Annotated in this window: 29 protein-coding genes; 12 read left to right on the top strand and 17 right to left on the bottom strand. The window is 35.0% G+C overall.

Going from position 1 to position 26,829, the window contains the following annotated elements; genetic code table 11:
• Positions 1 to 73: 73 nt before the first annotated feature.
• Together argF and GTK57_RS13515 are read right to left on the bottom strand one after the other, a co-directional pair.
• Positions 74 to 994: an ornithine carbamoyltransferase gene (argF, locus tag GTK57_RS13520; protein ID WP_163124124.1), complete on the bottom strand. Its 921-nt coding sequence runs from the start codon at positions 992 to 994 to the stop codon at positions 74 to 76.
• A gap of 110 nt (positions 995 to 1,104) precedes the next feature.
• Positions 1,105 to 1,755 (bottom strand): TetR/AcrR family transcriptional regulator, encoded by a 651-nt coding sequence (locus tag GTK57_RS13515; RefSeq protein WP_152875679.1) that lies wholly within the window; start codon positions 1,753 to 1,755, stop codon positions 1,105 to 1,107.
• A gap of 217 nt (positions 1,756 to 1,972) precedes the next feature.
• Between GTK57_RS13515 and prpB the strand changes: the two genes are divergently transcribed.
• From prpB to GTK57_RS13500, 3 genes are all read left to right on the top strand, one after another.
• Entirely contained in the window at positions 1,973 to 2,857 is an 885-nt protein-coding gene (gene prpB / locus GTK57_RS13510; protein WP_163124121.1) for a methylisocitrate lyase, read from the top strand.
• Positions 2,858 to 2,861: 4 nt separating this feature from the next.
• Entirely contained in the window at positions 2,862 to 3,989 is a 1,128-nt protein-coding gene (gene prpC, locus GTK57_RS13505) for a bifunctional 2-methylcitrate synthase/citrate synthase (protein ID WP_163124118.1), read from the top strand.
• Positions 3,990 to 4,288: 299 nt separating this feature from the next.
• The gene (locus GTK57_RS13500; protein ID WP_152875674.1) at positions 4,289 to 4,522 is read left to right on the top strand and encodes a hypothetical protein; all 234 of its coding nucleotides are present in this window, start codon (positions 4,289 to 4,291) and stop codon (positions 4,520 to 4,522) included.
• Positions 4,523 to 4,605: 83 nt separating this feature from the next.
• Here GTK57_RS13500 and GTK57_RS13495 read toward each other — a convergent pair whose 3' ends face one another.
• From GTK57_RS13495 to GTK57_RS13485, 3 genes are all read right to left on the bottom strand, one after another.
• Positions 4,606 to 4,794, bottom strand: coding sequence for a hypothetical protein (locus tag GTK57_RS13495; RefSeq protein WP_152875672.1), 189 nt, complete (start codon positions 4,792 to 4,794; stop codon positions 4,606 to 4,608).
• 357 nt (positions 4,795 to 5,151) lie between these two features.
• The gene (locus GTK57_RS13490; protein ID WP_163124115.1) at positions 5,152 to 5,304 is read right to left on the bottom strand and encodes a hypothetical protein; all 153 of its coding nucleotides are present in this window, start codon (positions 5,302 to 5,304) and stop codon (positions 5,152 to 5,154) included.
• A gap of 244 nt (positions 5,305 to 5,548) precedes the next feature.
• Positions 5,549 to 6,454 (bottom strand): LysR family transcriptional regulator, encoded by a 906-nt coding sequence (locus GTK57_RS13485; RefSeq protein WP_163124112.1) that lies wholly within the window; start codon positions 6,452 to 6,454, stop codon positions 5,549 to 5,551.
• Positions 6,455 to 6,581: 127 nt separating this feature from the next.
• Here GTK57_RS13485 and GTK57_RS13480 point away from each other — a divergent pair, with 127 nt between their 5' ends.
• From GTK57_RS13480 to GTK57_RS13470, 3 genes are all read left to right on the top strand, one after another.
• Entirely contained in the window at positions 6,582 to 6,992 is a 411-nt protein-coding gene (locus GTK57_RS13480; protein WP_152875668.1) for a GlcG/HbpS family heme-binding protein, read from the top strand.
• Position 6,993: 1 nt separating this feature from the next.
• On the top strand, positions 6,994 to 7,773 hold the full coding sequence (locus tag GTK57_RS13475; RefSeq protein WP_163124109.1) for an SDR family oxidoreductase: 780 nt from the start codon (positions 6,994 to 6,996) through the stop codon (positions 7,771 to 7,773).
• A gap of 285 nt (positions 7,774 to 8,058) precedes the next feature.
• Positions 8,059 to 9,216, top strand: a complete 1,158-nt coding sequence (locus GTK57_RS13470; RefSeq protein ID WP_163124106.1) for an MFS transporter — start codon at positions 8,059 to 8,061, stop codon at positions 9,214 to 9,216.
• 39 nt (positions 9,217 to 9,255) lie between these two features.
• Here GTK57_RS13470 and GTK57_RS13465 read toward each other — a convergent pair whose 3' ends face one another.
• The gene (locus tag GTK57_RS13465; protein WP_152875663.1) at positions 9,256 to 10,632 is read right to left on the bottom strand and encodes a GGDEF domain-containing protein; all 1,377 of its coding nucleotides are present in this window, start codon (positions 10,630 to 10,632) and stop codon (positions 9,256 to 9,258) included.
• Between the two features lie 273 nt (positions 10,633 to 10,905).
• On the opposite strand from GTK57_RS13465, the gene GTK57_RS13460 reads away from it, so the two are divergent.
• Positions 10,906 to 11,394, top strand: a complete 489-nt coding sequence (locus GTK57_RS13460; protein ID WP_152875661.1) for a hypothetical protein — start codon at positions 10,906 to 10,908, stop codon at positions 11,392 to 11,394.
• Between the two features lie 69 nt (positions 11,395 to 11,463).
• On the opposite strand, the gene accC is transcribed toward GTK57_RS13460, so the two are convergent.
• From accC to GTK57_RS13430, 6 genes are all read right to left on the bottom strand, one after another.
• Positions 11,464 to 12,822 carry an acetyl-CoA carboxylase biotin carboxylase subunit gene (gene accC / locus GTK57_RS13455; protein ID WP_152875659.1) on the bottom strand — a complete coding sequence of 453 codons (1,359 nt, stop codon included), beginning with the start codon at positions 12,820 to 12,822 and terminating at the stop codon, positions 11,464 to 11,466.
• Between the two features lie 17 nt (positions 12,823 to 12,839).
• A complete protein-coding gene (gene accB, locus GTK57_RS13450; RefSeq protein WP_152875657.1) occupies positions 12,840 to 13,259 on the bottom strand; it encodes an acetyl-CoA carboxylase biotin carboxyl carrier protein in 420 nt (139 codons plus the stop codon).
• A gap of 17 nt (positions 13,260 to 13,276) precedes the next feature.
• On the bottom strand, positions 13,277 to 13,732 hold the full coding sequence (aroQ, locus tag GTK57_RS13445; RefSeq protein WP_152875655.1) for a type II 3-dehydroquinate dehydratase: 456 nt from the start codon (positions 13,730 to 13,732) through the stop codon (positions 13,277 to 13,279).
• An 809-nt stretch (positions 13,733 to 14,541) separates the two neighbouring features.
• A complete protein-coding gene (gene thiM / locus GTK57_RS13440; protein ID WP_152875654.1) occupies positions 14,542 to 15,372 on the bottom strand; it encodes a hydroxyethylthiazole kinase in 831 nt (276 codons plus the stop codon).
• A 42-nt stretch (positions 15,373 to 15,414) separates the two neighbouring features.
• The gene (locus GTK57_RS13435; RefSeq protein ID WP_171522173.1) at positions 15,415 to 16,578 is read right to left on the bottom strand and encodes a hypothetical protein; all 1,164 of its coding nucleotides are present in this window, start codon (positions 16,576 to 16,578) and stop codon (positions 15,415 to 15,417) included.
• 155 nt (positions 16,579 to 16,733) lie between these two features.
• Entirely contained in the window at positions 16,734 to 16,991 is a 258-nt protein-coding gene (locus GTK57_RS13430; protein WP_163124103.1) for a hypothetical protein, read from the bottom strand.
• A gap of 339 nt (positions 16,992 to 17,330) precedes the next feature.
• Here GTK57_RS13430 and pepN point away from each other — a divergent pair, with 339 nt between their 5' ends.
• Entirely contained in the window at positions 17,331 to 19,940 is a 2,610-nt protein-coding gene (gene pepN / locus GTK57_RS13425; protein WP_163124100.1) for an aminopeptidase N, read from the top strand.
• A 219-nt stretch (positions 19,941 to 20,159) separates the two neighbouring features.
• Entirely contained in the window at positions 20,160 to 20,384 is a 225-nt protein-coding gene (locus tag GTK57_RS13420; RefSeq protein ID WP_152875646.1) for a hypothetical protein, read from the top strand.
• Between the two features lie 65 nt (positions 20,385 to 20,449).
• Here GTK57_RS13420 and GTK57_RS13415 read toward each other — a convergent pair whose 3' ends face one another.
• Both GTK57_RS13415 and GTK57_RS13410 read right to left on the bottom strand, forming a co-directional pair.
• Entirely contained in the window at positions 20,450 to 20,896 is a 447-nt protein-coding gene (locus tag GTK57_RS13415) for a universal stress protein (protein WP_152875644.1), read from the bottom strand.
• Between the two features lie 123 nt (positions 20,897 to 21,019).
• Positions 21,020 to 21,463 (bottom strand): universal stress protein, encoded by a 444-nt coding sequence (locus tag GTK57_RS13410; protein WP_163124097.1) that lies wholly within the window; start codon positions 21,461 to 21,463, stop codon positions 21,020 to 21,022.
• A 286-nt stretch (positions 21,464 to 21,749) separates the two neighbouring features.
• Here GTK57_RS13410 and GTK57_RS13405 point away from each other — a divergent pair, with 286 nt between their 5' ends.
• The 3 genes from GTK57_RS13405 (at position 21,750) to GTK57_RS13395 (ending at position 23,713) form a co-directional block, all read left to right on the top strand.
• Positions 21,750 to 22,718: an alpha/beta hydrolase gene (locus tag GTK57_RS13405; protein WP_163124781.1), complete on the top strand. Its 969-nt coding sequence runs from the start codon at positions 21,750 to 21,752 to the stop codon at positions 22,716 to 22,718.
• 93 nt (positions 22,719 to 22,811) lie between these two features.
• Entirely contained in the window at positions 22,812 to 23,144 is a 333-nt protein-coding gene (locus GTK57_RS13400) for an SMR family transporter (protein WP_378226900.1), read from the top strand.
• Positions 23,145 to 23,155: 11 nt separating this feature from the next.
• The gene (locus tag GTK57_RS13395; protein ID WP_152875639.1) at positions 23,156 to 23,713 is read left to right on the top strand and encodes a TetR/AcrR family transcriptional regulator; all 558 of its coding nucleotides are present in this window, start codon (positions 23,156 to 23,158) and stop codon (positions 23,711 to 23,713) included.
• Between the two features lie 66 nt (positions 23,714 to 23,779).
• Here the strand turns inward: GTK57_RS13395 and GTK57_RS13390 are convergent, their stop codons facing one another.
• From GTK57_RS13390 to tal, 3 genes are all read right to left on the bottom strand, one after another.
• A complete protein-coding gene (locus tag GTK57_RS13390) occupies positions 23,780 to 24,955 on the bottom strand; it encodes a benzoate/H(+) symporter BenE family transporter (RefSeq protein ID WP_163124094.1) in 1,176 nt (391 codons plus the stop codon).
• A gap of 111 nt (positions 24,956 to 25,066) precedes the next feature.
• Complete coding sequence (gene leuE / locus GTK57_RS13385) at positions 25,067 to 25,714, bottom strand: leucine efflux protein LeuE (protein ID WP_163124091.1); 648 nt, start codon at positions 25,712 to 25,714, stop codon at positions 25,067 to 25,069.
• 72 nt (positions 25,715 to 25,786) lie between these two features.
• On the bottom strand, positions 25,787 to 26,776 hold the full coding sequence (tal, locus tag GTK57_RS13380; RefSeq protein ID WP_163124088.1) for a transaldolase: 990 nt from the start codon (positions 26,774 to 26,776) through the stop codon (positions 25,787 to 25,789).
• Positions 26,777 to 26,829: the final 53 nt, after the last annotated feature.

The following is a 26,829-nucleotide window of genomic DNA, read 5'->3' as shown; positions in this document are numbered from 1 at the left end:
TTTATGTAATTGTTTTAAAATATGTTTATAAAGAAAAAAAGCCCCGAATTCGGGGCTTTTTTACAGCAATTTTTTAGTCTTTCTTTAAATTTTCATTTAATAAAAATTCAACTAAAGCTTTTTGAGCATGTAAGCGGTTTTCAGCTTCATCCCAAACCACAGCATTTTTATGCTCTAGCATATTTTCAGAAATTTCTTCACCACGGTGCGCAGGCAAGCAGTGCATGAATAAACAATCTGGGTGAGCCAAATCCATCAATTTTTCATTGACTTGGAAATCGGCAAATGCCTTTTCACGAATTTTTTGCTCTTCTTCTTGTCCCATGCTCGCCCAAACATCAGTCACGATTAGGTCAGCATTCACAGCAGCATCTTCAGCAGAATCTACAAGCTCTACACAATGTGCAAATTCAGCCAAGAATTTATCTTGAGGCTCGTAACCTTTAGGCGCAGCAATTTTTAACTTAAAGCCCCACATATGTGCAGCTTCAATATAAGAATTACACATGTTGTTGCCGTCACCAATCCAAGCAACCGTTTTACCTTCAATCGAACCACGATGTTCAACATAAGTTTGAACGTCAGCTAAAAGTTGGCAAGGGTGATGATCATCCGTTAAGGCATTAATGACTGGAACTTTTGAATAAGAAGCAAAACGTTCAACAATGTCATGACCAAAAGTACGAATCATTACAATATCAAGCATGCTTGAAATGACACGAGCAGAATCTTCAACAGGCTCACCACGACCCAATTGAGAGTCACGTGAAGAAAGGAAAATTGCGCTACCGCCAAATTGGCTCATACCTGCTTCAAAAGATACACGTGTACGAGTACTCGATTTTTCAAAAATCATGCCCATGACTTTACCAACAAAAGGTTGGAAAACTTCATTGTTATGCTGCTTTCGCTTGAGCTCAATACCACGCTGGATAATTTGGTTAAGTTCTAGAGTAGATAAGTCGCGTAAAGTAAGAAAGTGACGTAGAGCCATGGTTACTCCACAATAATTGCTGAATAGAAACAACAATTAGTTGTTGGTTGGTTGATGAAAAAAGGAGAATCGAACACTCTATACCATAAGCATACAAAAATGCAAAAAAACTAGCGCTTTTGATGACCGTCTAAGAAGCGATCTACAGCATAATTCACGTAGTTGAGTACTTCCTGATCATTTTGATCGAGTGGAACGCCAATAATAATACGCCATTCTAAATTACGTAAAATTCCAAAATACAATTGCGCTGAATAAATTGGGTTTTCACAAAACAATAGACCATTTTCATGCGCTTGTTTTAAGCTGTCTGCAACCACTTGTTGAATTTTAAGTGGACCATTTTCATGAATATGCCGTGCAATATCTGGGTTACGCTGACCTTGTTCCATAATCAGTTTCATGAAAGATGCATTTTCTGGTTTTTGGATGTGCTCATAAAAGTTGAGTAATGTAGTAATTAAATTGGTGCGTAAATCCATGGAATTTTGATCGCAAGTCCGACTAATATCTTTAAAAAATTGGATACGTCGATAATCACAAATCGCTTTAAACAAACCATCTTTATTGCCAAAAAATTTATAAATAGATGCTTTTGAACCACCCGCATGATTCACAATGTCGTCTAAAGAAACGGCGTCGTAGCCACGACTTAAAAACAATTCAGTTGCGCTTTCAAGAAGTGCGACACAACGTTCATGACCACGTTTTGTTTGTGGAACATCATGAACAGATTGTTGAAACTGAAAAGTATTGAGCATTAGCATCATCATTTAGCGAGTCTAAATAGAATTATACCAAATATTATATAAAGCATGGCTTTTCATATGGGGTATATATCGACAATATATTTGCATGAATATTCATCTATCTTGTGACTAAAGTTTTAGAGTATTTATTCCATAGTGGGATAGATCAAAAATTATTTATAGATATACTCAAGACTCGATAAATAATATTGATACTGTGGAAAGGACAATGACACAACAAAAGTCTGCAGGTTTAGCATTTAGACAAGCATTGGATGCAGAAAAACCATTACAAATTATGGGTACGGTAAATGCTTATGCCGCAATGATGGCAAAGCAAGTCGGGTATAAAGCAATCTATTTATCGGGTGCGGGAGTTGCAAACTACTCTTACGGTCTACCAGATTTAGGCATGACTAGTTTAGACAATGTTTTAGAAGATGTTCGTCGTATTACAGAACGTGTAGATACGCCATTATTGGTCGATATTGATACAGGATGGGGCGGTGCATTTAATATTGCACGTACTGTGAAGCAAATGATTGCTGCGGGTGCTGCTGCTGTTCATATTGAAGATCAAGTCGCACAAAAACGCTGTGGACATCGACCAAATAAAGAAATCGTGACGCAACAAGAAATGGTAGATCGTGTAAAAGCCGCGGTAGATGCCAAAACTGATTCAAATTTTGTGATTATGGCACGTACAGATGCTTTGCAAAAAGAAGGCTTAAATGCCGTGATTGACCGCGCTTGTGCCTGTGTCGAAGCAGGTGCAGATGCTATTTTTGCTGAAGCTATGACTGATATCACCATGTACAGAACGGTTTGTGATGCGGTGGGCGTACCTGTATTGGCAAATATCACAGAATTTGGTGATACGCCGTATTACACGGTAGATGAACTTGCAGAACAAGGTTTACGCATGGTGCTGTACCCACTTTCTGCAACACGTGCAATGCAAAAAGCAGCATTAGAAGTGATGCGTGCTGTTCGTGACCAAGGAACACAGGTCAACGTATTAGATAAAATGCAACAACGAAAAGAACTCTATGAATTTTTAGATTATCACACCTTTGAAAATACCTTAGATAAACTGTTTAAACAGGAGAATTAAAAAAATGGCTGAAGGAAAAGTACTTACAGGCGCAGGGTTGCGTGGTCAAGTTGCAGGAAAAACGGCTTTATCTACCGTAGGTAAAAGCGGTGCGGGTTTAACCTACCGTGGTTACGATGTGCAAGATCTTGCTGAAAACTGCCAATTTGAAGAAGTAGCCTATTTAATTTTCTTTGGTGAATTACCAAATAAAAAAGAACTAGAAGCTTATAAAGCAAAGTTAAAATCTTTACGTTCATTGCCACAAGCATTAAAAGAAGTTTTGGAGCGAATTCCTGCCAATTCACACCCAATGGATGTGATGCGCACAGGTGTTTCAATGCTAGGTAACTTGGAAACAGAAGCTTCTTTTTCAGACCAACAAGACGTTGCAGATCGTATTTTAGCGACTTTGCCTGCCATTATTTGTTATTGGTATCGTTATAGCCACGATGGTATTCGTGTAAATGAAAATACAGATGATGATTCAATTGGTGCACAATTTCTGCATTTATTACGTGGTGAAAAACCAAATGCATTACATGAACAAGTGATGAATGTTTCACTTATTCTGTATGCAGAACATGAATTTAATGCATCAACATTTACGGCACGTGTTTGTGCATCAACATTATCGGACATGCATTCATGTATTACAGGTGCAATTGGTTCGCTTCGTGGACCTTTACATGGTGGTGCGAACGAAGCTGCTATGGAAATGATTGAAAATTGGACATCTGCCGATGAAGCTGAACGTGAAATGTTAGGGAAGCTTGAACGTAAAGAAAAAATCATGGGCTTTGGTCATGCCATTTATAAAGACAATGATCCACGTAATGGCATCATTAAAATTTGGTCTGAAAAATTAGCCAAAGATGTAGGTGATACGGTTTTATATCCTGTTTCTGTGCGCTGTGAAGAAGTGATGTGGCGCGAGAAGAAATTATTCTGTAATGCAGATTTCTTCCATGCTTCTGCTTATCATTTTATGGATATTGCAACGAAACTGTTTACACCAATATTTGTAATGTCGCGCGTAACTGGTTGGGCGGCTCATGTCATGGAACAACGTGCAGATAACCGTATTATTCGTCCAAGTGCAGATTATACAGGACCAGAACTTCGCAAAGTTCCACCTATTGATGTACGATAATGTACTGAATCATTAACATCATAAAAGCTCCATAGGGAGCTTTTATTTATTCGGGATTTATACATTAGTTTGATTGGATAATTTTCTTCAATAAAATAATCACTTAAAAATGCTATTGTGTTTTAAGAACTATCTTTAAGATTAATGGGTAGACTTAGCAAGGCACTTTAACTCATATAAAAAGTAAATAGATCTCTATTTGATTATTGATTAAGCTATTTTTGAAATTAAAGGTTTCTTCATGGGCTAAACAGTGGTAAAAATAAAAATAAAGTGTTCAGTGAAAGTAGGTACATCTTATGAAAACCACAGTGAAGTATGTTGTATTAAAAAGTATGGATTACCAATTGGGAACACCATTATTTCAAGAAGAAATAGATGCCGATGCTCAGTATTTCGATCAAATTCCTGCTGTAATATCCTTTCAAAATCATCAATTCAAAGTAAAGTCGAAAGAGCAAAAGCGCGTCTATCTAGCGGAAGAGCAGGAAGACACGCAGACAATTATTGTTAGAGTGATTTCACAGGCTTAATTTTTGATTATTCAGATTTTATAAATTCAAAAATTTAGAATAAAAAAGCTCGCAAATTGCGAGCTTTTTTACATGAATGATTATTAGATTGTAACTTCTTCTGTTTTGCTAATCAGCACTGCGGTCAATATGGGTACACCAAAACTAGGAAGCATTAATAAAATCCAAAACTCAACGACATTATGGTCGCTGAAAGCTTTAATAAAAACGGTACCTAATACAAGTACAAGCGCTAAACAACTTGCAAATAAAACAAAGAATTTTTTAAGCATAAAAATTATTCCATAAATATTTTAAGGATTTAAATACTATACACTTAATATAAATAAAATACAGGTCAGGGATGATTGAAAAAAACACATGATTTTAATAAGGGAATCGTTTCTTTATTCTTAATTGCTTCAAATAAGTCGGTTTATTTTAAGGTGGTGAATGAGTGATTAAAGTCATCTCATTTATAGCTGTATCATTTCAGGTAATGATAATTTAAGGCGATGATGTATGATACTTCTAGCCTTATTTAGCATTCATTTGAATAATTTATATGAGATAAAACACAAAATCTCGCTTTCGAGGCGAGATCAAGGTTAGTTTAAAATATAAAGTGAACAACTGATTAAAAGAAGGCGTTACTTAGCTGGAGTAGCAACCTTGTCTGGTTGAGTGGGTTTGTCTGTTGTTGTTGCTGGCGTCTGACTTGGTTTTGAGTCTGTCTGCTTAACAGGTTGAGTGCTATTACTAAACTTGGTTGCTTTATTTGCAAAATCATTAAAATTAGACATTTTGAATACTTCTTCGTTAATTGCTGAATAGTTAATATGCGCCTTTAAAGCATTAACACTGTGGTAGTCCTAAGAGGAATCTGTGGTGATATGTAGGATCTAAATGTTTATATCTTATTTATATTTCAAGATTTTTCTTTTCTATGCTTCATGAGTATGATTTAACTCAATATGTAAAAAATATTATAAATATAGTGATTATGACCAGTTACATGATCATCACATAAGTCCAAATAGGCTAAAATTAGTTAGATGATTTAGTTGTTAATTTTTCTTTTATGAGGGTAATTGCTTGCGTTACTTTTGCCGATTGCGAATTTCGTTGTGGCATTACAGCCCAAACATTCATCATACCTATATCCCAATCAGGCAAGATTGAAATAAGTTTACCATCAATAACCGCTTGTTCTGCTTCAAATGTACTTAATGCGCAAACACCAAAAGCTTGTTCACACATTTCACGTAATACACTAATATTATTGATAATATATTTTGGTTTTATTTCCAATGGGTAATAAGTCTGTGATTCTTTATGGGTAAAATATTTTAGTATTGGTAATTTCAAATTCGTTGACTCTAGAAGAAGAATATCAACGTTAGCCAAATCTTTTGGATGATTTATAGGTGGGTGATTCTTAATCCAAAAAGGCGAGGCATAAAGTTTTAAATGCATTTCTGAAATTTTACTTGCAATATAAGATGAGTCAGGCATTTCGCCAACGCGTATAGCTAAGTCTATTCTATTTTCAATTAAATCTATATGTTGATCGAGTACGAGTAGGGTGATGGTTAAATCAGGTAGTCTTTGAGCCCAATCTTTAAGGCTACTTATAAAATAACTTGCTAAACCAACAGGAGCTGAAATTCGAAGCTCTCCAGAAGGTTCTTTAATTTCAGAATCTAAAAATGCTTGAGCGTTTTCTGCAGCATCACAAAGTTGCTTACAGTAGTAATAATATTGCTTTCCAGCTTCGCTTAAAGATAATTTTCTTGTTGAGCGATGAATTAACGTGACATTGTTGTCCTCTTCTAAATAACGAATTTGTTGACTTACGGCAGATGGCGACATATCTAATAATTTTGCAGCAGCGCTCATTGAGCCTAGTTCAATCACCTTTGTAAAAATTGCCATCCGTTTTAAATTTTTCATTTTTAACTACAGCTTCAAAATCTTTTATATTAAATCCTACTAGTTCCGAGTAATTCGATCAAATACTATTTAATCACTTTCAAGTACTTATTTATTTTTAATTTGATTTAAACAGGATGGGACGATATTGATTACGCTCTCTGAATCAAAACAGATTGTTGATTTTTCTTTAAAGCTTTGCGCGCAAAAACAATTGAACATTTGTGTCGCTATTTATGATCCCCATGCAAATTTAATTGCTTTTGAACGCATGGATAATTCGATGCTTGGCTCTATAGATTTAGCAATGCGCAAAGCTAAGACTGCCTGTTTATTTAAAGCTGCGACTCATGTTTTGAGAGAGCTTTCTCAACCTAATATGCCAATTTGGTCGATAGAATTGAGTAATGGCAAACTTACAACAATCGCAGGTGGTATCCCAATTTTTATACAGGATGAGCTATATGGTTCTATAGGGATATCAGGCGGAACAGCAGATGAAGATTATGAAATAGCAAAACGATGTGTGAATTTCTTTTTGAATAGTAAGGTTAAATAAAATGAATAAAATATTGGTTACAGGTGCAGGAACGGGTTTAGGAAAATTGATGGCTCTTGCTTTAGCAAACAAAGGTTATCAGGTTATTGCAACAGTTCACTCTTTGGAGCAGGTTGCATTATTAAAACAAACGGCTTTAGAAAATAAAGTTGAACTTACTGTTGAAAAGCTAGATATTTCGGATGTTTTAGATCGTGAGAAAGCTTTTAAATGGAATGTTGATGTATTAATCAACAATGCAGGTATTGCAGAAACAGGTCCATTGGCTGAAATTCCTATGGAGTATTTTAGAAGAAATTTCGAGGTTAATGTATTTTCCACATTAGCTCTTACTCAGGGCATTGTGCAGCAAATGGTACATCGAGGTATTGCAGGTAAAGTCATTTTTATATCATCTATAGCAGGTATTATCACCAAGCCGCTGACAGGTCCATATTGTGCGACTAAGCATGCGTTAGAAGCGATGGCTGAAGTTATGTCTGAAGAGTTAAAAGATCATAATATTCAAGTTTCTTTGGTTAACCCTGGTCCATATGACACAGGTTTTAATGATGCGCAAATGCAAGAAATGAAAAAATGGTATAACCCTCAAAAAAACTTTACTCGTTTAACAGAAGATAGCTTTAAGTTTCCATTGAAACAGTATCAGCCTGATGAACTCATTGAACGTATTGTTCAAATTGTTTCAGGTGAGGTTCAGTTATTTAGAAATTTATTGCCAGAAAGTTTTGTTGATGTCGTAAAGGACTACCAATCTAGTTTATGGACTAAAAATTCGTAAGCTGATTTAAATGTTATTAGAAAGCTCCCTGTGGGGAGTTTTTCTATTTAAAGTTAAGATAAAAGATAGGTATGTAACGAATAAGAAAATGGGAGAGACATGTTTATTCGTCCCTTAGAATATTTTAAAAATGATAACATTAGCGTCCTTATGAAATAGTCTAAAAGTGAAAAGCTCTTGTTAATTTATTTTTAGATTGTTGGATTGAAAACTAGGCAAATTCAATACAAGTTAAGCCAACTTGTTTGTTTTTAAGTTATTGAATTTGTATGGAACTAAGATTATATGCAAGCTCTTGCAATTCATCATCGTCTAAGTGGTTTTTACTTCTTCTACTATGCAATAGTTGGTACATTCATGCCATTTTGGAGCCTTTATCTAGAAGAGCAGGGCTTTAATTTTCAAGAAATAGGTCTGTTGTCATCCATAGCGATTATCACACGCTTTTTTGCACCTTTTATTTGGGGCTGGATAGCGGATAAATCTGGCAAAAGAATGTTGTTAGTACGTATAGCAACATGGATGGAAGCATGTGTATGGTTTTCAATTTTTATTATTCCAAATAACTTTCAATCTGTCGCATTGCTCATGCTTATTTTTAGTTTCTTTCAAAATGCAATTTTGGCACAGTTCGAAGGTGTAACTTTATTTTGGTTAGCAGAGAAACGTACAGAGTTGTACGGGAAGGTACGTAAATGGGGCTCTGTTGGTTTTATTGTTGGTGTATTTGGAATAGGCGCCTTATTGGAAATTATTCCAATTTCTATGTTGCCCATTTTATTATTATGTATAGCATTTTTAGCATTTATTTGGTCATTTACGATTAAAGAGCCAAATAAGGCACCCGCATCACAGAAAAAATTAGAACCTTTATTGCCAATACTCAAAAAACCAGTTGTGTATTCTTTCTTTATTATTGAATTTATTATGCTGTTTTCACATGCGCCGTTTTATAGTTTCTATAGCAATTATTTAAGCCATTCAGGCTTTCAAACATCATCAATCGGTTTTTTATGGTCTGTGGGAGTTGTTGCTGAAATTATCATGTTTGCTTATGCGCATGTATTTTTTAAACACTATTCTTGGCGATTTTTAGTGATACTTTGCTTATTATTTACAGGACTACGTTGGGGGATTGTTGGGGTGTTTTCAACGAGTTTTGTGGCACAATTTTCAGCACAAATGATCCATGCCTTTAGTTTTGGTTTATTCCATATGATTGCAATGCGAGTAATTTTTCAAAATTTTTCTATGGGACAACAAGGCAGAGGACAGGCAATATATAGCACAATGTGGGGGCTTGGCGTTGCAATAGGTAGTCTTTTAGCAGGGCATTATTGGGTGCAACTCACAGGTTCGGTTATCTTTATAGTTGCAGGTTTATCTACAATTATAGGGCTATTTTTTGTAAAAGGTTTGCCAAATCACATTATAAAAACGTAGTCTGAATTTATAAATAAAATGTGATGAGTATTTAGAATATCAAGCTAAAACGACATTATTTCGCCCATTGTTTTTAGCTTGATAAAGTGCTGTATCGGCTGAATTGATAAGTTGTTGTAAATCTAAAATTGTGGGTAAGTGAGTGTGAGAAATACCCATGCTCACGGTAATATGAATAGGCTGTTGTTGGTGGATATTAATGCTTGTTTGCGCAAGATGTATTCGAATACGTTCAGCAATCATAAAAGCTTCAGCTTTGTCTACATTGGCTAAAAGAACGACAAATTCCTCGCCACCATGTCGACAAAATAAGTCTTCATTTCTTAAGTTTTCTTTTACAAGCTCTGCAAATTTTTTAAGAACGATATCTCCAGCATAATGACCATAGCCATCATTGAGATTTTTGAAGTGATCTATATCTAACATAAGAAAGCATGCTTGTTTATATTTTTTATTGCTTAATAGTCGTTCACTGAGTTTAATAAAACTTCGACGATTCATGGTTTCAGTTAAAGTGTCATGATTTGCGAGATAATAAACTTCTTTAAAAAGTAATTTACGATTTTGACTAATAATACATAGAATAATAGTCGCTAAACCAAGAATGGCTAAACCTATACGAATAGATGTAATTTCTTTTAAAAATGAATTTGTTGTATCGTAAAAATATAAAAATGAAACACTGTGATATAAAGCTAAACAAACGAAACTATTAATAACTGCAATATTAAAAAGACTATAAACTGAAGCTGCCCATATTAATGTTGCTAATGGATACAGTAATGCACCAGGCCCATAATAAGTATGGGTTAATATCATGGATAGAATAACTGCGAAAAATGGGAATGTATCAAAAACATTTAATGATAATGAACGTTTATCTGTAAAAAAATTCTTAATTTCGATAAATTTCGGAAATGCTAATACCAACGGTAATACGATTACAGCATTTAGAAACTCGCCACTCCACCAATTTATAAAATCAACCATTAATTGTTTTGTTGACATAAATGTATGCGGTACATATGGAATTGTATTTATAGCAAATAGAGCACCTAAAAATGTGCCACAAATGAGTGCAAATATATATGGATAAACAATAACTGGGCCACCACTAAAGGACCTAAGTTTAGATTTTACATACAATAAAATGCTTAATGTAGTCAAAACAGCGATAAAATTTGTGATTGTTAATATAAATGTTAAAGCTAGTTCATTGCCTGTTAATAAGTCTGCTAGCATATATCCAGCAAATGCACCTAATAAGGCACTGCCATTGCGCATTTTAGGAAATCGAATAAGAAGCCCTAAAAATATGGGATTTGCAGGCCAAAAGAATGCAGAGTAAGCAAGTGGCCGTGTAAAAATACCAAGAAGTGCTGCAATAAAAATCGCAAATGTAAAAACAACAAACATGAATGAGAATTGCTGAATTTGTTTGTTGGTCAATTGGACTAATTTAGCTTGCAAATCAGATCTCTCTAGAAACTTATGTTAATTATTAAGTTAAATTTAAAGTATATGTTTATATTTTATATCAAAATTCTTTATATATATTGATATGTATAAAATACTACAAACAAAATTATTTTTAAATTAGGGATAAAATTGTTTGTATTTGTATTTGTAATATATCATTTTTTTTTAAATATGATAACTTTATTGTAAATGGAATATCTCTGAAAAGTTATGAAAAGAATAGCATTGTTAATGTTGATTAATTTATATGGTTCTACTATTTATGCTGAAACGACAAAGTCATCTGAAGTGCAACAAAAAACAGGCGCTGCACAAGCGATAAGTGAAAATACAATCCGTATTCAAACAAGACCTGAAATCGTTGGACTTTGGGGAATGGGGATTCAAAATAAAAAAAATAAATGTACTGAATATTATAATTTTAAAAGTAATAGCAATGTTGTAATCAAAAGTGGAGAAGAGTGGTCAACAGGTGTTTATGACTATCAGCCTACTCCTGATCCGGATTCAGATTTATCTGCTTTAACACTTCAAGTTCAATATGATAATAATCAAGTTGATTGTTCAGGAACTCAGGAAGATCAGTCTGGTGAAGTTACACAGTATTTTGTGAAATGGAAAAATGATCGCACATTAAGTTTATGCAGTAGTGAAAATTCTGAACAGTGTTTTGCAACATTACAGCGAGTTTTACCTTAATTAAAAAACCATCCAAGATATAAAAAAACCGCTTACTAGAAGCGGTTTTTTTATTCAATTTAGAAGATATTAATCTTGATGACCTTCTAACTGTTTTAATAAATGCTTTTCTAGATAATGAATATCCATCGCTTTTTCGCAAAAGTTTTTATCTTGCAAGATAAGATCTTTATGCAACGGAATATTGGTTTTAATTCCCGTTAAAATCATTTCATCTAAAGCTTGTTTCATACGTGCAATAGACGTTTCACGATCTTTACCATGTGCAATAAGTTTAGCAATCATTGAGTCATAGTAAGGAGGGATGCTATAACCTTGATAGATATGAGAATCTAGACGAATACCTGCACCGCCTGGTGTGTAAAAATGCTCAATTTTCCCTGGAGATGGTAGGAAAGTTGTTGGATCTTCTGCATTAATACGACATTCAATTGCATGCCCTTTAATTTGAACATCCTTTTGTTGAATGTTTAAACCGAGACCGCCTGCAATTCGAAGTTGTTGCTCAATAATGTCAATACCTGTCACCATTTCAGTCACAGGATGTTCAACTTGAACACGTGTATTCATTTCAATAAAGAAGAATTCATCATCTTCAAACAAGAACTCAAATGTACCAGCGCCACGGTACTGCATAAGTTCACAAGCTTTTACGCAAGCTTCTAAAATATCTGCACGAGCTTTTTCAGGTAAGTTTGGAGCAGGAGCTTCTTCTAATACTTTTTGATGGCGACGTTGTAATGAACAGTCACGGTCATATAAATGAATTGCATGACCATTACCATCTGCAAGAACTTGCACTTCTACATGACGTGGCTTTTGTAAAAAACGTTCCATATAGACAGTATCATCACTGAACCACATTTCAGCATCACGTTGAGCGGCTTGAACAGATTCGAGTAATGTATCTACGCTTTCAACAATACGCATACCACGCCCACCACCGCCAGAAGCGGCTTTCACGATCAATGGAAAGCCAATTTCTTTTGCTTCTGCCATTGCATTCGTTGGTGTTACTGCGTGAGCAGAACCAGGAACTGTAGGAACACCTGCTTTACGCATTGCCGTAATTGCCGAAACTTTATTCCCCATTAGGCGAATATGTTCAGGGCGAGGGCCAATGAAAGTAAAACCTGAGTTCTCTACAATTTCTGCAAATTCAGCATTTTCAGATAAGAAACCATAACCAGGGTGAATGGCATCAGCACCTGTAATTTCAGCAGCAGTAATAATCGCAGGGATGTTTAAATAGCTTTCACTACTTGCACCTGGACCAATACATACTGCTTCATCACAGAAACGAAGATGCATGAGATCTTTATCGGCATCGGAATAAATACCAACGGTTTTAATTCCTAAAGTTTTGCAAGCGCGTGTAATGCGTAAAGCAATTTCACCACGGTTTGCAATTAAAACTTTTTGCAACATTGTGAATCCCCGAGGTCTTAAGCGCGGTAGCGGAATAATGGTTGACCGAATTGAATCACTTCGCCATTTTTAACTAAAATTTCTTCAATCACGCCACTTTGAGTTGCTTCAATTGGGTTCATGATTTTCATTGCTTCGATAATACCCAAAGTATCACCCGCAGAAACGGTTTGACCTACTTTGATAAATGTTGGCTCACCAGGGCTAGCTGCTGTATAGAAAACACCAACCATAGGCGATGTTTCAACAGCACCGCGAGGTGACTTTTTAACAGGAGCAGCTTCTACAGAAGATGTAGGCATTGCTGGAACTGCTGCCGCGACAACCGGATTTCGACGAGTTAAAGCGATAGATTGATCACCTTCTTTAACTTCGATCGCCTGTAAGTCAGACTCAATCATCAAATCGATGAGTTTCTTGATTTTACGGATATCCATGAGACAGTATTCCTAATTTAAGATTGTGTAGAAGATTGAATTTTTTCGATGGCAAAGTCGAGAGCAGAGGCATAGCCTTTTGCACCTAAGCCACAAATGACGCCAACAGCTTTATCTGATAAATATGAGTGATGTCTGAATGCTTCACGTGCATGTACATTAGATAAATGAACTTCAACAAAAGGTATTGCTACACCCAATAGTGCATCTCTGAGCGCTACCGAGGTGTGTGTAAGTGCTGCTGGATTAATAATTATAAATTGTGTACCGTCTTGTTTCGCTTGATGAATGCGATCCACAATTGCACCTTCCCAATTACTTTGGAAAGTGTCTAAAGAAATAGAGGCTTTTTGTGCTTGGTTTGCGAGCTGTAAGTTGATATCTTCAAGAGTAAGATAACCATAAACTTCAGGTTCGCGCTTTCCCAATAAATTTAAATTCGGTCCATGAATGACCAAAATGGTCGCACTCATTCAGCTTGCTCCAATTATAAGTTGCAAAGTTACTTTGCAAGATCTCTGCAAAGTTTGCTAATTATGGCATAAAATTCTACATTTTTTTTATAATTTCTTTTAAATGACGCAGAAGTGTCGTGCCAAAACATGGCTATATAATGTAAATTTTGCAGATAAATGGCAATGTTAAAAAATGACAAATTATCTATTTGTTACTAATTTTTACATTGTAGGACAATTGGCGAAAATGATGAATTGAAATTATGTAGCCTAAATGTATTCAAATGAAGCAGATTAAAATTCAATGTGATCGTGATTTTGTTTTATTGGATTGCCTAATAATTTTACCCAGATTTACTCGATATATTTAAGAAAAATAAGTCTATTTTTTATCTTTTAACATTTGAAATAAAATTTTAAAATTAAGATTTTATTACATTGTTTTTGTAAATATAATCTTAAAAACAATGATTTATGTGTTTTATGTTGAGTGTTGGATTAAGTGATATAGTTGTGAATTAAGTGATAAATCAATGGTTCTGTTTCAATGTTGACATTTTATGAATATAAAATGGAGAACAACCAAAATAAGTCTGGGATATATCGATGTTCAAAATGCCATTTTTTGACTTCTTGATTTAAGAAAAAAGAACTGACGATTTATCTCAAATCTTGATTATTTTTAAGCTGAATTCGGATGATTTAATATTGATTGATTGGCAAAAGGTGCATATGTGTGGATTGAAAACTATTGAACTTATGATTGATCTCTCTGTTATATCTAATGATAAAGGCTGAACTTAAATATTCAGCCTTTATAAAATAAGTTATTGTATTATTTCAATATCTGCATAATCTTGAAGTTTTTTTGCATTCATTGTGTAAATTTCATCTATAAAAGCGACGTTAAAACCACCTACAGATTGTGTCTTCTCAAATGCTAGTTTACCTGCAACTGCAAAGTGAATATGCGCTGTAATAGCAGCAATACTCGGTTGCGTGATTGCTGAATAGGCTGCAATTAATGCACCTAAGGCACAACCTGTTGCAGTTACTTTAGGTTGTAAAAAAGAGCCGCCATTAATTTTCACTACAGCTTGAAGGTCTTTTGTAATAATAAAGTCCGATTCACCTGAAATGGCAACACATTCTGTTTGAGTGAGTAAACTTTTTGCTTGCGTATAAACATCAGCACTATTTAAGGTGCTATCGACACCTTTAGATTGATTTTGATTACCTGCAAGCGTACTTATTTCAGATGCATTGCCTCGAATAATGCTTGGCTTATATTTAACTAATTCATCCACGGTTTCAGAACGCCAAGCTAAAATTGCGCTATAGCCAACAGGGTCAAGCACCCACGGTTTATTGTTTTCAAAACAGGTTTTTGCCGCAATTTTCATGGCTTCTGTTTGTTCAGATGTGGGCGTTCCTGTATTAATGCTAATTGCACCTGAAATTTTAGCAAAACTTTCAGCCTCAAAAGGGTTGTCAATCATGGCGGGAGATGCGCCTGCGGCCAAAAGAATATTGGCAACATAATTTGCTGCAACGCTATTGGTGATGCAGTGTACTAGTGGTTGTTGAGCTTGTAATTGAGTCCAAGCTTCAATGACTTGATCTAAAATTTGTGCTTTAAGTTGGGCAGAAGCATTCATAACTTATCTATAGCTCGCAATAATTTCTATAAAACTGGGTGCTTAATGAGTGAAATAATGGTCTTGATGTTTGCAGTTACGGCAATACAAAGAAACGTAATCTTCAGCATCATAATCGACAGTTAATTCATTTGAACCACAGTACATACAACGTTTTAACGAATAGAATTTCAAACGTGGCTCGATTTTTTTCCATGAGCGCCAGAAGGGTTGGAAAAAGATTTTTTCGTCGTAGCCTAAAAATCTATAAAATAGAATTTCACTCATTCTACTCAGTGGAATGTTATGAGGGCGGGGTAATGTAGATGTTTCCCACTTTTCTGTCAGGGCACGTTCACGATACTGCTGTAAGGTTTTTTTCAATAAATTTGTATTAATGAAATTTTCATTTCGAGGCTGTAATGCTTTTTGTGTATGTAAGTATTCCAAAGCATTTTGAATTAAATAATAAATTTGCCCCACTGCAAGAGATTCCATTAGACGGAAGCAAAAAGCTTGGAAACTTAGATTTCCTGCAATTTGTACGCCCCAAGTTCTGCAATAGAATTGCATGAATTGTACAATTTCTTGGTAAAGTAAAAGGTGTAAAGTATCTTTCACTTCATCGGAAGATTTGAAGGGTACACCTAAAGCCAAATTTTGATAAAACCAATTTCTCAATTGTTGAGTAATACTGAAAAGGCTTGGTTCTGAATATCCATCTAAACGTATATTTATATAATATTGTTGGGCAGAATCACTGAACTCTTTAGCCACTAAAATATTATCTTTCACCAATTGTTTGACAAGGTGGCTTTGAAAAAAATAATTCGGACTGATTGGGCGGTATTTAAGTTGATCCCAATCTATAAACTCTTGATGTCCAGTGTGTTCATCGACTAACTCATCTAATAAACCAAGCAAAAATAACTTATTTAAAAAACTGAGATGGTTAAGGTCGTATTCAACAATATCTTTGCTTTTTTTCTTAATTTTTTGTTGTTCTTGTTGCATGGTTTCTTTCATGAGCTTTTTACGTTGCGATGTGCAGGTATCGCAATGGCAATTGGTTTTAGCGTCTTGAAAAACTTTATGTGAACAACTGATACATTCGTGATAATAAATTTCTTTATCGAACTCTTCTGCTTCAATCCAATTCATAGATGCACGACACAAAGGACATTGTGAACTTTCATCAAGTTGTTTTTGGAGAATTTGAAGCATAATAATCCATCTAAATAATCGTCTTATTTGATTATACACAGAAGCGATGAAGGATAAATTTGATTTGCGGTATTTAAGGTCTATTCATGGAGTTATGATTGAAAGATAGGCAATAAAAATACGGTATAAAACCGTATTTTTATCTGATTCATCTTAAATTACACAGGACATGGAAAGGTATCATCATCTTCACTGAGCTGTTTGGCTTTAAGTAAAGCTTGAACTTTTTTTGAAGGAATTTTTTTGCTACCCAAAGAATCAAAGCTATTTAAAATAGCACTTACCTCGAATTCTTTAAGCGGAATTCCTTCACAGGTCATAAACAGCGCAATGACTTTATGGTTAATATTTACTGCATCTAATGCATGCAGAGTTTTAATATTTTCTATGCGTACGATATGATCTTTAATATACATTTTATACCCCAGATTTTTTGTTTTAAAGGTTTGAGATGATGTGCATTTGCACTTGATTTTAAATAAGCAAAAATCGTGCACAAAATGATCAATTTTTAAAAATTATTAAAATAATTGGTTTTTGATTTAGGTGTATTTGTATCTAATCTGTTTCAAGGGGCTGTTCAATTTTAGAAATTAGAATTATAAATCGAATAAATTCAATTGTTTTATATTGAAAAATTGCGTCAAAGTCCCATATATAAAGGCAGATGAATTGCAAAGACAGATCTTGGAAGTTGACGTATGATCGTAAATCTTGACAAGAAAGTCTGAGCTAAAACAACAGTAGGATACAACATGAATATTGCGGCAAACCCAATGGTACAGGCAGATCAGACTGTCTATTTAAAAGATTATCAAAAACCATCTTTTCTGGTCGACTCTATTCATTTAGATATTCAAGTTTTTGCAGATCATACCAATGTAAATACAAAATTGGTGATGCAACGCCAAACAGCAGGCGATTTAGTACTTTTAGGTCGTGATCTAGAATTAAAATCTATTCTACTTAACGGTAAGCAACTTACGAGTAGTGAGTATAAGCTCGATTCTGAACAGCTTGTGATTGAAAATGCACCAAATGATGCCATTATTGAAACTCAAGTAATTATCCATCCTGAAACAAATACCATGCTTGAAGGATTGTATTTGGCAGGTTCAGATTTATTTGTGACCCAAAATGAACCAGAAGGTTTCCGTAAAATTACTTTCTATCCAGATCGTCCGGATGTTCTTTCATTATTTACCACACGTGTAGAAGCCGATAAAAAATATCCTGTCTTACTTGCCAATGGTAACTTAATTGAAGCAGGTGAAACGGGTGAAGGTCGTCATTATACAATTTGGCAAGATCCAACCAAAAAGCCTGCCTATTTATTTGCTTGCGTTATTGGTGATTTGGCGGTACTTAAAGATCGTTACGTGACATCTGAAGGTCGTGATGTTGCCTTGGAAATTTATGCAGAAGAAAAAGATATTCCAAAATGCCATATCGCAATGGAAGCTTTGAAGCATTCTATGCGTTGGGATGAAGAGCATTACGGTCTTCCATACGATTTAGATAACTACATGATTGTGGCAACAAGCGCATTCAACATGGGTGCAATGGAAAATAAAGGTTTAAACATCTTTAATACCTCATGTGTATTGGCTGATGAAGAATACACAACTGATGCAGCAATTATGCAGGTTCAAGCGGTGATTGCGCATGAGTATTTCCATAACTGGACAGGTAACCGTATTACTTGTCGTGATTGGTTCCAATTGTGCTTAAAAGAAGGCTTAACAGTTTTCCGTGATCAGTCGTTCTCAGAAGATTTACAATCTGCTGCGGTACAACGTATTGATGATGTGGCTGTTTTAAAAGGGCATCAGTTCCCTGAAGATTCAGGTCCATTGTCGCATCCGCCACGTCCAGATCACTTTGTGGAAATTAATAACTTCTATACAGCAACAGTTTATGAAAAAGGTGCGGAAATTAACCGCATGATGGCAACACTTTTAGGCAAAGAAAAATTCCGTAAAGGTACAGATGAATATTTCAAACGTCATGATGGTCAAGCCGTAACTGTTGAAGATTGGGTTGCTGCACTTACAGCAGGTTCGGGTGTCGATTTATCGAGCTTCTTAACTTGGTATAACCAACCAGGTACGCCAAAATTAGAAGCAAAAGGTGAGTATGATGCGACTACGCAGACATATCGTTTAAGCCTAAAACAAAGCTTAAAAGCACATGCAAAATATCCAAATTTAAAAGCAGTTCCAATTCCTGTCGCATTGGCTTTATTTGATGCGCAAACGGGTGAACAGCTTGTACTTGATTCTGAAGCACTATTTGAAAATGGTGTGAAAGATGGTGTGTATTTGTTTGAGCAAGATGAAGCGACGATAGAATTTAAAAATGTAATGACAAAACCAGTAGTGTCATTACTTCGTAATTTCTCTGCGCCTGTAAATCTTGAGTTTAACTATTCAGATGAAGATCTTGCGTTCTTATTGCAATATGAAACCAATGGTTTTAACCAATGGCAAGCAACCCAAACATTGTTAGAGCGTATTTTGTTGAATGGTCATGCATCTGATATTTATATTCAGGCAATGAAAAATACAGTGCCTGAAGTTATGCAAAAAGATCCTTTGCTCGCTTCACGTTTGTTTGATGTGCCAACAGAAGGTTATTTGGGTAGCCGTATTGATGCAAACTATAATCCTGTCGATATTCAAACGAAGCGTAATGATTTACTTGTGACTTTAGCGCAAGCTTTTGCTGACTTTAGCAAAGATGCATATTTAGCATTAGATCCAGATTCACAAAGTGAGTTTTCTCAAGCAATGGGTGTTCGTGCGCTTAAAAATATTCTTTTAGCCATGATTGCTCGTCAGGGCGATGAGTCTGCATTTGAGCTTGCAGATGCGCAATATAAATCGACTAAAAATATGTCTGAGCGTTTAGGTGCTTTGCGTGTGTTGGTTTGGAACGATGCACCTCAAGCGGAAGCAGCATTAATCGATTTCTACTTACGTTTTAAAGATGAAGCTTTATCTATGGACCAATGGTTTATGGTGCAAGCGGCACATCCTAAAGCAAATGCGGAAACTATTGAGTATTTAACTTCACATCCTGATTACGATTTAGGAACACCAAACAGAATTCGTTCTGTAACAGGTGGCTTAAACGCTAATCCTGTGAACACTTGGAGCTTTGGTGTTCAGCATTTTATTAATTTAGCGAAGTACTTAGATGAGAAAAACCCAATTGTGGGTTCTCGTTTACTTCAAGCTTTATCGCGTTGGTATACGCTTGCTGAACCACAACGTTCACAAGTGAAAGCTGAACTTGAAGCATTGAAGCCGTTAGTTAAATCTAAAAACGTATCTGAAACTTTAAATAGCATGCTAAATGTTTAAATTAAAAGCCGTTTAAATTTGAACTCTTTACTATTTCGGTAGTAAAGAGTTTTTTAATTGGATAAATCAATAAAGTTGTGTTATAATACCTACACAGACAATAAAAACATTCTATTTCTCCTCTCATTTATCGTTTTAGCGATATTTCTAGATGTCTAATTCTTCTGTTATAAATGTTCCAAAGTGAACGCGTAAATCTAAATTAAATTGGTGTAAATATTGAGTAATAGTAATCAATTGGTTGCGAAAGCAATTAATGGTAGTGAAATTGTAGTATCCCTAGTACCTTCAAAAAAAATGCAAAATACGCGCGAAGGTTTTATTTGGGTAAATGTTGGATTAAATATTTTATTAGAATCTGGTCGTGAAATTGAATTAAATCAAGACCGTCGTAGTTTTTATACAGCTTTAAACCAAATGTACTATCTACCACATCGCGTATAGTTCGTTAATCTATAAAAAGCCCGTTTAGACGGGCTTTTTTGTGTTTTAAGATATTTATTTTTCACTTAAACTTTAATAATGAGTACAGGAATAGGCGATTGGGTTAGTACATTTTGTGCAACGCTGCCCAAAACCATTTTCTTAAAACCTGTATGTCCGTGAGATCCCATAATAATTAAGTCTGCGCTCACTTCATCCGCTATGCCAATAATACCTTCAGAGGCTGAAACGCCACGAATGACTTTAGTATTGACAGAAATTCCATCCCGAATAAAAAGACGTTCAATATCTGTTAAACGTAGCTGAGCATTTTTTTCAGCTTGCATGAAGTAGTCCGTAATTGCAGGTGCAATTTTATAAAAGTCGATGCCAACCAAAGGGTCAATTGCAATTACACTCATGACAGTAACTTCACTATTCAATTCTTTTGCTAAGGATAGCGCTTGCTCAACAGCAGCATAAGAAATAGGAGACTCGTCGACAGGGACTAAAATATGCTTATAAGTTGTCATCATTATTTCCTTAATTTCTAATCAATAAAAATTTAAATTTGGATAATTTTTCACGTAAAAATTCTTGTAGTTTTTTGATGTTTTGAAATTAAGCCCAAGATTAATTGGGCTTAATGGTTTGTTCTAATTTTTTACAATAAGAACAGGAAGCTCAGTTTTATTTAAAACATCTTGAGCAAAACTACCTAACATTAACTTCTTAAAACCTTTACGGCCATGTGATCCCATGACAATGAGATCTACATTTTCATCTTTCGCTGCATTTGAAACACCTTCAGCACTCACTTGTCCTTTAATGATTTTTAATTCAGCTTCAACACCTTCAGCAGTTGCAAACTCACTTGCTTCTTTGAGTGCTGCTTCCGCATTTTGGTAAGCTTGTACAAAATAATCTCTCATAACCGCTGAAGAATAATAGAAGTCTGCATCTGTAAAGGGGTCTTCCGCAACAAGACTAATTAAACTCAGTTTGCCATTGAATGCCTTCGCAATTTGAGCAGCTTTTTTAACGGCTGAAAAAGAAATTTGTGAACCATCTACGGGAACTAAAATATGATTGTATGACATAAAAATGCTCCTGAAAGTTATCGTTATTTACCTTATTAATTCATTGATAACACATTGCTAGATTGGGTTCAAATGTTATGGAGATATAGTTGAAAATGCATTGAATTTTAAGGAATTATTGTTAACTGCTTGACAGAATAATTATATGGAAATAGTCGGGATTATGGTTCTGAAAAAGAAGGAAAATTTACATATTTATATAGGTGAAAATTTGAATATAAATTACACTCAAAGAAATTTATATATATGAATTAAGGGTGTAGCGGTGCAATTAAAATTTGCTGTCATGAGTTTGGTTTTATCTTTAGCAATAAGTGGCTGTCAAAGTACGCAAAATAATAGCAAGATTATTGCGGGTGCATTCAATGCATCAACCAATATTCAAAAGAAGCTTATAGATCGGCATGCCCCTGAAAATATTATTGTCACTCCTAATATTGAATATATGACAAGCCCAAATTTACATTTTGATTTGTATCAGCCTGAAAATATTAAGCAATTGAGTAAACGACCAGTCGTTGTTTGGATTCACGGTGGTGGTTGGATTTCAGGTTCAAAAGAACATGCACGAGGCTATTTTAAACGTTTAGCGGAGCAAGGTTATAACGTGATTTCGGTTGAATATCAATTTGCACCAACAGAAATCTATCCTCAACAATTGCAACAAATAGATAATGCTCTAGATTTTATTACGAAAAATGCGAGTAAATATCAAATTGATGCAAATCAAATTTACTTAGCAGGTGATTCTGCAGGCGCAAATATGGTAAGTCATTATGCAGCACTTATGGCGAATCCAAATTTTGCAGATGCATCATCGTTACATCCAAAAATTTCAATATATCAGTTAAAGGGTTTGATTCTTCATTGTGGTATTTATGATTTGGAAAGCTTCGTAAATAAAGGTTCAGATGAAATTAAATTACTTGAATGGGGCATTAATAATTTAGTTCAAGCATATACGGGTGGTAAAAAGGATGATGCTCAATTTTTAGCAAGTATTTCGCCAAATCAACATTTAACCGCAAATTATCCACCTGTATTTATTAGTGGTGGCAATAAAGACTTTTTAACTGAAAGTCAGTCTGTACCATTTATTCAGGCTTTAAAAGATAAGAATATTCAGGTTACCGAAGTTTTTTATCCAGACTCCAAGGAACTGCTTGTACATGAATATCAGTTCATGATGAGTAAAAAAGCAAGCCAAGAAACATTTGTTAAAACCATAGATTTTTTGGAACAAACTTCACATTAAAAATTACATTCTAAGCTTGCATATTTTTTTGCAAATGCATAACATACCGTTCGGTTGGTATCTTTTATATTGAGGTTTTATATGAGTCCTGTAATGTTTGCTTATGGCTTGCTGGCTTTAGCAATTGTGACTGAGGTTACGGGTTCGACATTTCTAGTTAAGTCAGAAGGTTTTACTAAGCTTTGGCCATCTTTAGCTGTTATTGTTCTATTTAGTATTGCTTTTTATTTGCTATCTCAAGTGATTAAAGTGATTCCATTAGGTATTGCTTATGCAATTTGGGCAGGTGTTGGTATTATTCTTACCGCAGTTGTAGGCTACTTTATTTTTAAACAAAGTTTAGATTTTGCTGCTCTTATCGGTATTGGTTTAATTGTTTCAGGTGTTGTGGTTATTAATATGTTTTCAACATCGGCAGGGCATTAATAGGTAAATGAATGGAAAATCCACATCAACGTAAAAAAGAACCTGAAGTTGTTCGTAAGAAAATTTTAGATACGGCAATTGAGCTTGCATCTCAAAAAGGTGTAATGGGCGTTTCAATTCAAGGTATTGCAGATTTGGTTGGAATCACCAAAGGTGGGGTTTTTCATCACTTTCCAAATAAGCAAAAACTGCTCGATGCGATGCTTGTTGTGTTATTCCAAAAGCTTGATGATGTTTTTGATGTGCATATTAAGAGTGATCCTGTGCAATATGGACAATTTACTCGTGCATATATTTCCATCACGTTAAGTAAAGAAGTTGAAGGCATGGGAAGTTTGTGGGATGCAATATCTATGACCATGCTCACAGATCATACCTTTAATGAACATTGGATTGATTGGTTGGATTCAAGAGTGCAAAGACATCATCATACAGATGGCGATTTAGACTTATCAATTTTACGCTATGCAGCAGATGGACTTTGGTTGACAACATTTACAGATGTGGAAAAGCCAGAAGAGGCAGTGAAACTGAAAGCTGAACTCATTCAGCGTACTTATCCAAAATAGCCTAAGCAATCTTAAGTAATTAAAAAGCAAACCTAGATTTGCTTTTTTTTATACTGATATTTTGATTTAAGATTTTTTCGCTTTAAACTTGAAAATCAGTGATACAGCAAAACCAAACAATAATCCCCAAAATGCAGAACCAATGCCAAAGAATTGAACACCTGAAGCGCTAAATAAGAAAGTGAGCAACGCTGCTTCACGTTCATCTACATTGTGAAAGGCGATTGCAATGTTATGTCCAATAGTGCCGAATAGCGCAATACCTGCAAGTGCTGTAATAAACACTAACGGGAATGCCATTAAAAAACTAGTTAAAGTGGCTGCAAAAACCCCCATGAGAATATAGAAAAATCCACAGCTCATGCCTGCAATATAACGTCTTTTTGCATCTGGATGTGCTTGATCATCTAAACTAATGGCAGCGCTAATTGCTGCAATATTTACACTAAAACAGCCAAAAGGCGCAAGTACAGTTTGTGCAAGACCTGTCACACCAATTAATGGATTCACATTAGGTTGATAGCCATAACTACGAATCATTGCCAAACCTGGTAAATATTGTGATGCCATGTTTATGACAAATAGGGGTAAAGCCAATCCTAAAAAGGCAGAAACGGAAAATTCAGGATTAATCCAAACAGGTTTTGCAAATGCCAATTGAATATGTGGAGTGGCGAATGTCATAAACATTGGGCATAAAATCACGCCTGCAATAACGGTAATGACAATGCTATAGCGTGGCCAAAGTCGTTTTGAAATCACGTAAGCTGCAAGTAATGAAAGAATAAATCCCCATTCTGTTTGCATGGTGGCGAAAATACCAATCCCAAATTTAAGAAGTACGCCTGCAAGCATGGCACTGGTTAAACTTTGCGGAATATATTCCAATGCTTTTTTAAATACACCAAAAAAGCCAAGAACTGCGGTAATGAGACCACAAATTAGAAAAGCACCAATGGCTTGATTAAGTGTGTAACCGCTGCCTGTGGCAATAATTAGTGCTAAACCTGCTGTAGACCAAGAGGTCGCAACAGGATATTTGTACTTCCAAGAAAGAAATAAACCACTGATCCCAATGCCAAGTCCTAAAGCCCAAAACCAAGAGGTAATTTGTTCAGAACTAGCACCCAAAAGTTGTGCTGCTTGAATGACGAGTACAGATGAAACGCTAATACCGACTAAGAAAGTAATAAAACCTGCAAATACGGCAGGAACGGAGAAATCTTCGAGTAGCTTTTGCATGAGTCCTTTGCAATCTTTATTTATAGTGGTTGAAATGTGCTCTAATCATACGCTTTTCATACTATTGATCAAAGAATAGTTTTGCTCATCTTTATTAAAAATGCGTATATGTTATAGGGTTGAAGTGGCTAGTTTTAGTCCAAATCCACAGAATAAAATTCCAACACTTGCAACGCAAATTGCCGTAAGTTTATAACGATTTGAAAAATAAGATGCTAATTTTGCACCTGAAAAAATTAAAATAGTTAAATAACTCATACTAATAATTTGTAAGATAATCGCAAGTGCGGTAAATGTAATTGCAGGGTATGAATACGCAGGGTCAACAAACTGCACAAAGAATGATAAATAAAATAAAATCGCTTTAGGATTGAGAATGCTAATGGTCAGCGCAGTACTAAAGGGTTTGACTTGTTCTAATGATTGTTTTTCTTCTATTTTTTCAGGACGATGTACAGCTTTCCATGTGTGATATGACGCAATTAAAAGTTTTATCCCTAAATAACTTAAATAGGTTGCACCAACCACTTTTAGTAAAATAAATAACCAAGGAAAAGCATGTAATAAAGATGCCGCACCTAAAGCCGTTAAAATAATTAAAATGAGGTCGCCTGTATAAACACCAAAAGCACCTTTATAACCTGCTTTAATACCAAATCTAGAGGCAACAGACATCACAAAGAGTGAGTTTGGCCCAGGAAGTACCACAATTAAAATTGTACCAATAATATAGGTTGTTAAATCTGTGATACCAAACACGAAACCGTACTCAAATAAAAAGCCGATGCGATTATAGCAACATCGGCTTTAAAAAATGTTTTAAAAAGGTGATTAAGCTAGTATTTCAGCATCAACACCAAAAGATTGGCGCAACAAAGTACTAAGTTGTTCACGCGCTTTAATAAAGCCATCAATACCGCCTTGCAATAATTGCGATGACATCAAATCATTTTCTAAGGCATGTTTAAAGCTTTCTTTATTTAAAACAACAAGGTCATGCTCGCAATGTGCGTGTGCATGATTTGCTGTTAATTGAGCTTCTACAACACGTGTATCTTTTTCAAGTTCAGCAAGTAAATTTGGCGCAACTGTGAGTAAATCACATCCTGCAAGTCCTAAAACTTGATCGATACTACGGAAGCTTGCACCCATAATTTCAGTTTTAATATTGTGTTGTTTGTAGAAGTGATAAATCTGTTTTACAGACAATACACCAGGATCTTTATCAATTGGGTAAGTATCTACATTTTCAGCTTTCTTGTACCAATCTAGAATACGACCAACAAATGGGGAGATTAGCGTGACTTTGGCATCTGCACATGCTTGCGCTTGGTGTAAACCAAATAAAAGTGTCAAATTACAATGAATCCCTTCGGCTTCTAAGGCTCTCGCTGCTTGAATACCTTCCCATGTCGATGCAATTTTAATTAAAATTCGATCTTGATTTACGCCGTATTTTTTATATAAAGCCAAAAGGTCTTTCGCTTTGGCAATCGTCGCTTTTGTGTCATAAGATAGGGCAGCATCGACTTCGGTAGATACACGACCTTCAATAAGCTTTAGAATTTCTACGCCAAATTTTACCGTTAAAATATCGATTGTACGTTCAATTAAGAAATCACCTTCATAATTTTCATTTTTGGCTTGGGCAAATGCGCTTTCAATCAGTTCCAAGTTTTCAGATTGATTTGCAGCAGCGGTAATTAATGATGGATTGGTTGTTGCATCCAAAGGACGGAATTTTTCAATTGCCGATAAATCGCTACTGTCTGCAACAATGGTGGTTAAATTTTTTAATTGGTTTAAGGCTGTAAGTGTCATTTCTACATATTCTTTAAAGTTGTTTACCCATCATTTATTTATAACACAAACTT

The organism is Acinetobacter portensis (assembly GCF_010646905.1).
Taxonomy (GTDB): domain Bacteria; phylum Pseudomonadota; class Gammaproteobacteria; order Pseudomonadales; family Moraxellaceae; genus Acinetobacter; species Acinetobacter portensis.
Note: the sequence above shows the minus strand (reverse complement) of the source record. Positions and strands in the feature narration are given on the sequence as shown.

Excerpts from the sequence above, each read along its gene's own strand:
- GTK57_RS13490 (WP_163124115.1), bottom strand. The coding sequence starts at position 5,304 with ATGTCTAATTTTAATGATTTTGCAAATAAAGCAACCAAGTTTAGTAAT.
- GTK57_RS13515 (WP_152875679.1), bottom strand. The coding sequence starts at position 1,755 with ATGCTCAATACTTTTCAGTTTCAACAATCTGTTCATGATGTTCCACAA.
- GTK57_RS13415 (WP_152875644.1), bottom strand. The coding sequence starts at position 20,896 with ATGACAACTTATAAGCATATTTTAGTCCCTGTCGACGAGTCTCCTATT.
- GTK57_RS13390 (WP_163124094.1), bottom strand. The coding sequence starts at position 24,955 with ATGCAAAAGCTACTCGAAGATTTCTCCGTTCCTGCCGTATTTGCAGGT.
- GTK57_RS13470 (WP_163124106.1), top strand. The coding sequence starts at position 8,059 with ATGCAAGCTCTTGCAATTCATCATCGTCTAAGTGGTTTTTACTTCTTC.
- GTK57_RS13460 (WP_152875661.1), top strand. The coding sequence starts at position 10,906 with ATGAAAAGAATAGCATTGTTAATGTTGATTAATTTATATGGTTCTACT.
- GTK57_RS13410 (WP_163124097.1), bottom strand. The coding sequence starts at position 21,463 with ATGTCATACAATCATATTTTAGTTCCCGTAGATGGTTCACAAATTTCT.
- prpB (WP_163124121.1), top strand. The coding sequence starts at position 1,973 with ATGACACAACAAAAGTCTGCAGGTTTAGCATTTAGACAAGCATTGGAT.
- GTK57_RS13475 (WP_163124109.1), top strand. The coding sequence starts at position 6,994 with ATGAATAAAATATTGGTTACAGGTGCAGGAACGGGTTTAGGAAAATTG.
- GTK57_RS13395 (WP_152875639.1), top strand. The coding sequence starts at position 23,156 with ATGGAAAATCCACATCAACGTAAAAAAGAACCTGAAGTTGTTCGTAAG.
- GTK57_RS13430 (WP_163124103.1), bottom strand. The coding sequence starts at position 16,991 with ATGTATATTAAAGATCATATCGTACGCATAGAAAATATTAAAACTCTG.
- prpC (WP_163124118.1), top strand. The coding sequence starts at position 2,862 with ATGGCTGAAGGAAAAGTACTTACAGGCGCAGGGTTGCGTGGTCAAGTT.
- thiM (WP_152875654.1), bottom strand. The coding sequence starts at position 15,372 with ATGAATGCTTCTGCCCAACTTAAAGCACAAATTTTAGATCAAGTCATT.
- aroQ (WP_152875655.1), bottom strand. The coding sequence starts at position 13,732 with ATGAGTGCGACCATTTTGGTCATTCATGGACCGAATTTAAATTTATTG.
- GTK57_RS13495 (WP_152875672.1), bottom strand. The coding sequence starts at position 4,794 with ATGCTTAAAAAATTCTTTGTTTTATTTGCAAGTTGTTTAGCGCTTGTA.
- GTK57_RS13405 (WP_163124781.1), top strand. The coding sequence starts at position 21,750 with ATGAGTTTGGTTTTATCTTTAGCAATAAGTGGCTGTCAAAGTACGCAA.
- GTK57_RS13500 (WP_152875674.1), top strand. The coding sequence starts at position 4,289 with ATGAAAACCACAGTGAAGTATGTTGTATTAAAAAGTATGGATTACCAA.
- GTK57_RS13485 (WP_163124112.1), bottom strand. The coding sequence starts at position 6,454 with ATGAAAAATTTAAAACGGATGGCAATTTTTACAAAGGTGATTGAACTA.
- accB (WP_152875657.1), bottom strand. The coding sequence starts at position 13,259 with ATGGATATCCGTAAAATCAAGAAACTCATCGATTTGATGATTGAGTCT.
- GTK57_RS13465 (WP_152875663.1), bottom strand. The coding sequence starts at position 10,632 with ATGTTTGTTGTTTTTACATTTGCGATTTTTATTGCAGCACTTCTTGGT.
- pepN (WP_163124100.1), top strand. The coding sequence starts at position 17,331 with ATGAATATTGCGGCAAACCCAATGGTACAGGCAGATCAGACTGTCTAT.
- accC (WP_152875659.1), bottom strand. The coding sequence starts at position 12,822 with ATGTTGCAAAAAGTTTTAATTGCAAACCGTGGTGAAATTGCTTTACGC.
- GTK57_RS13400 (WP_378226900.1), top strand. The coding sequence starts at position 22,812 with ATGTTTGCTTATGGCTTGCTGGCTTTAGCAATTGTGACTGAGGTTACG.
- tal (WP_163124088.1), bottom strand. The coding sequence starts at position 26,776 with ATGACACTTACAGCCTTAAACCAATTAAAAAATTTAACCACCATTGTT.
- argF (WP_163124124.1), bottom strand. The coding sequence starts at position 994 with ATGGCTCTACGTCACTTTCTTACTTTACGCGACTTATCTACTCTAGAA.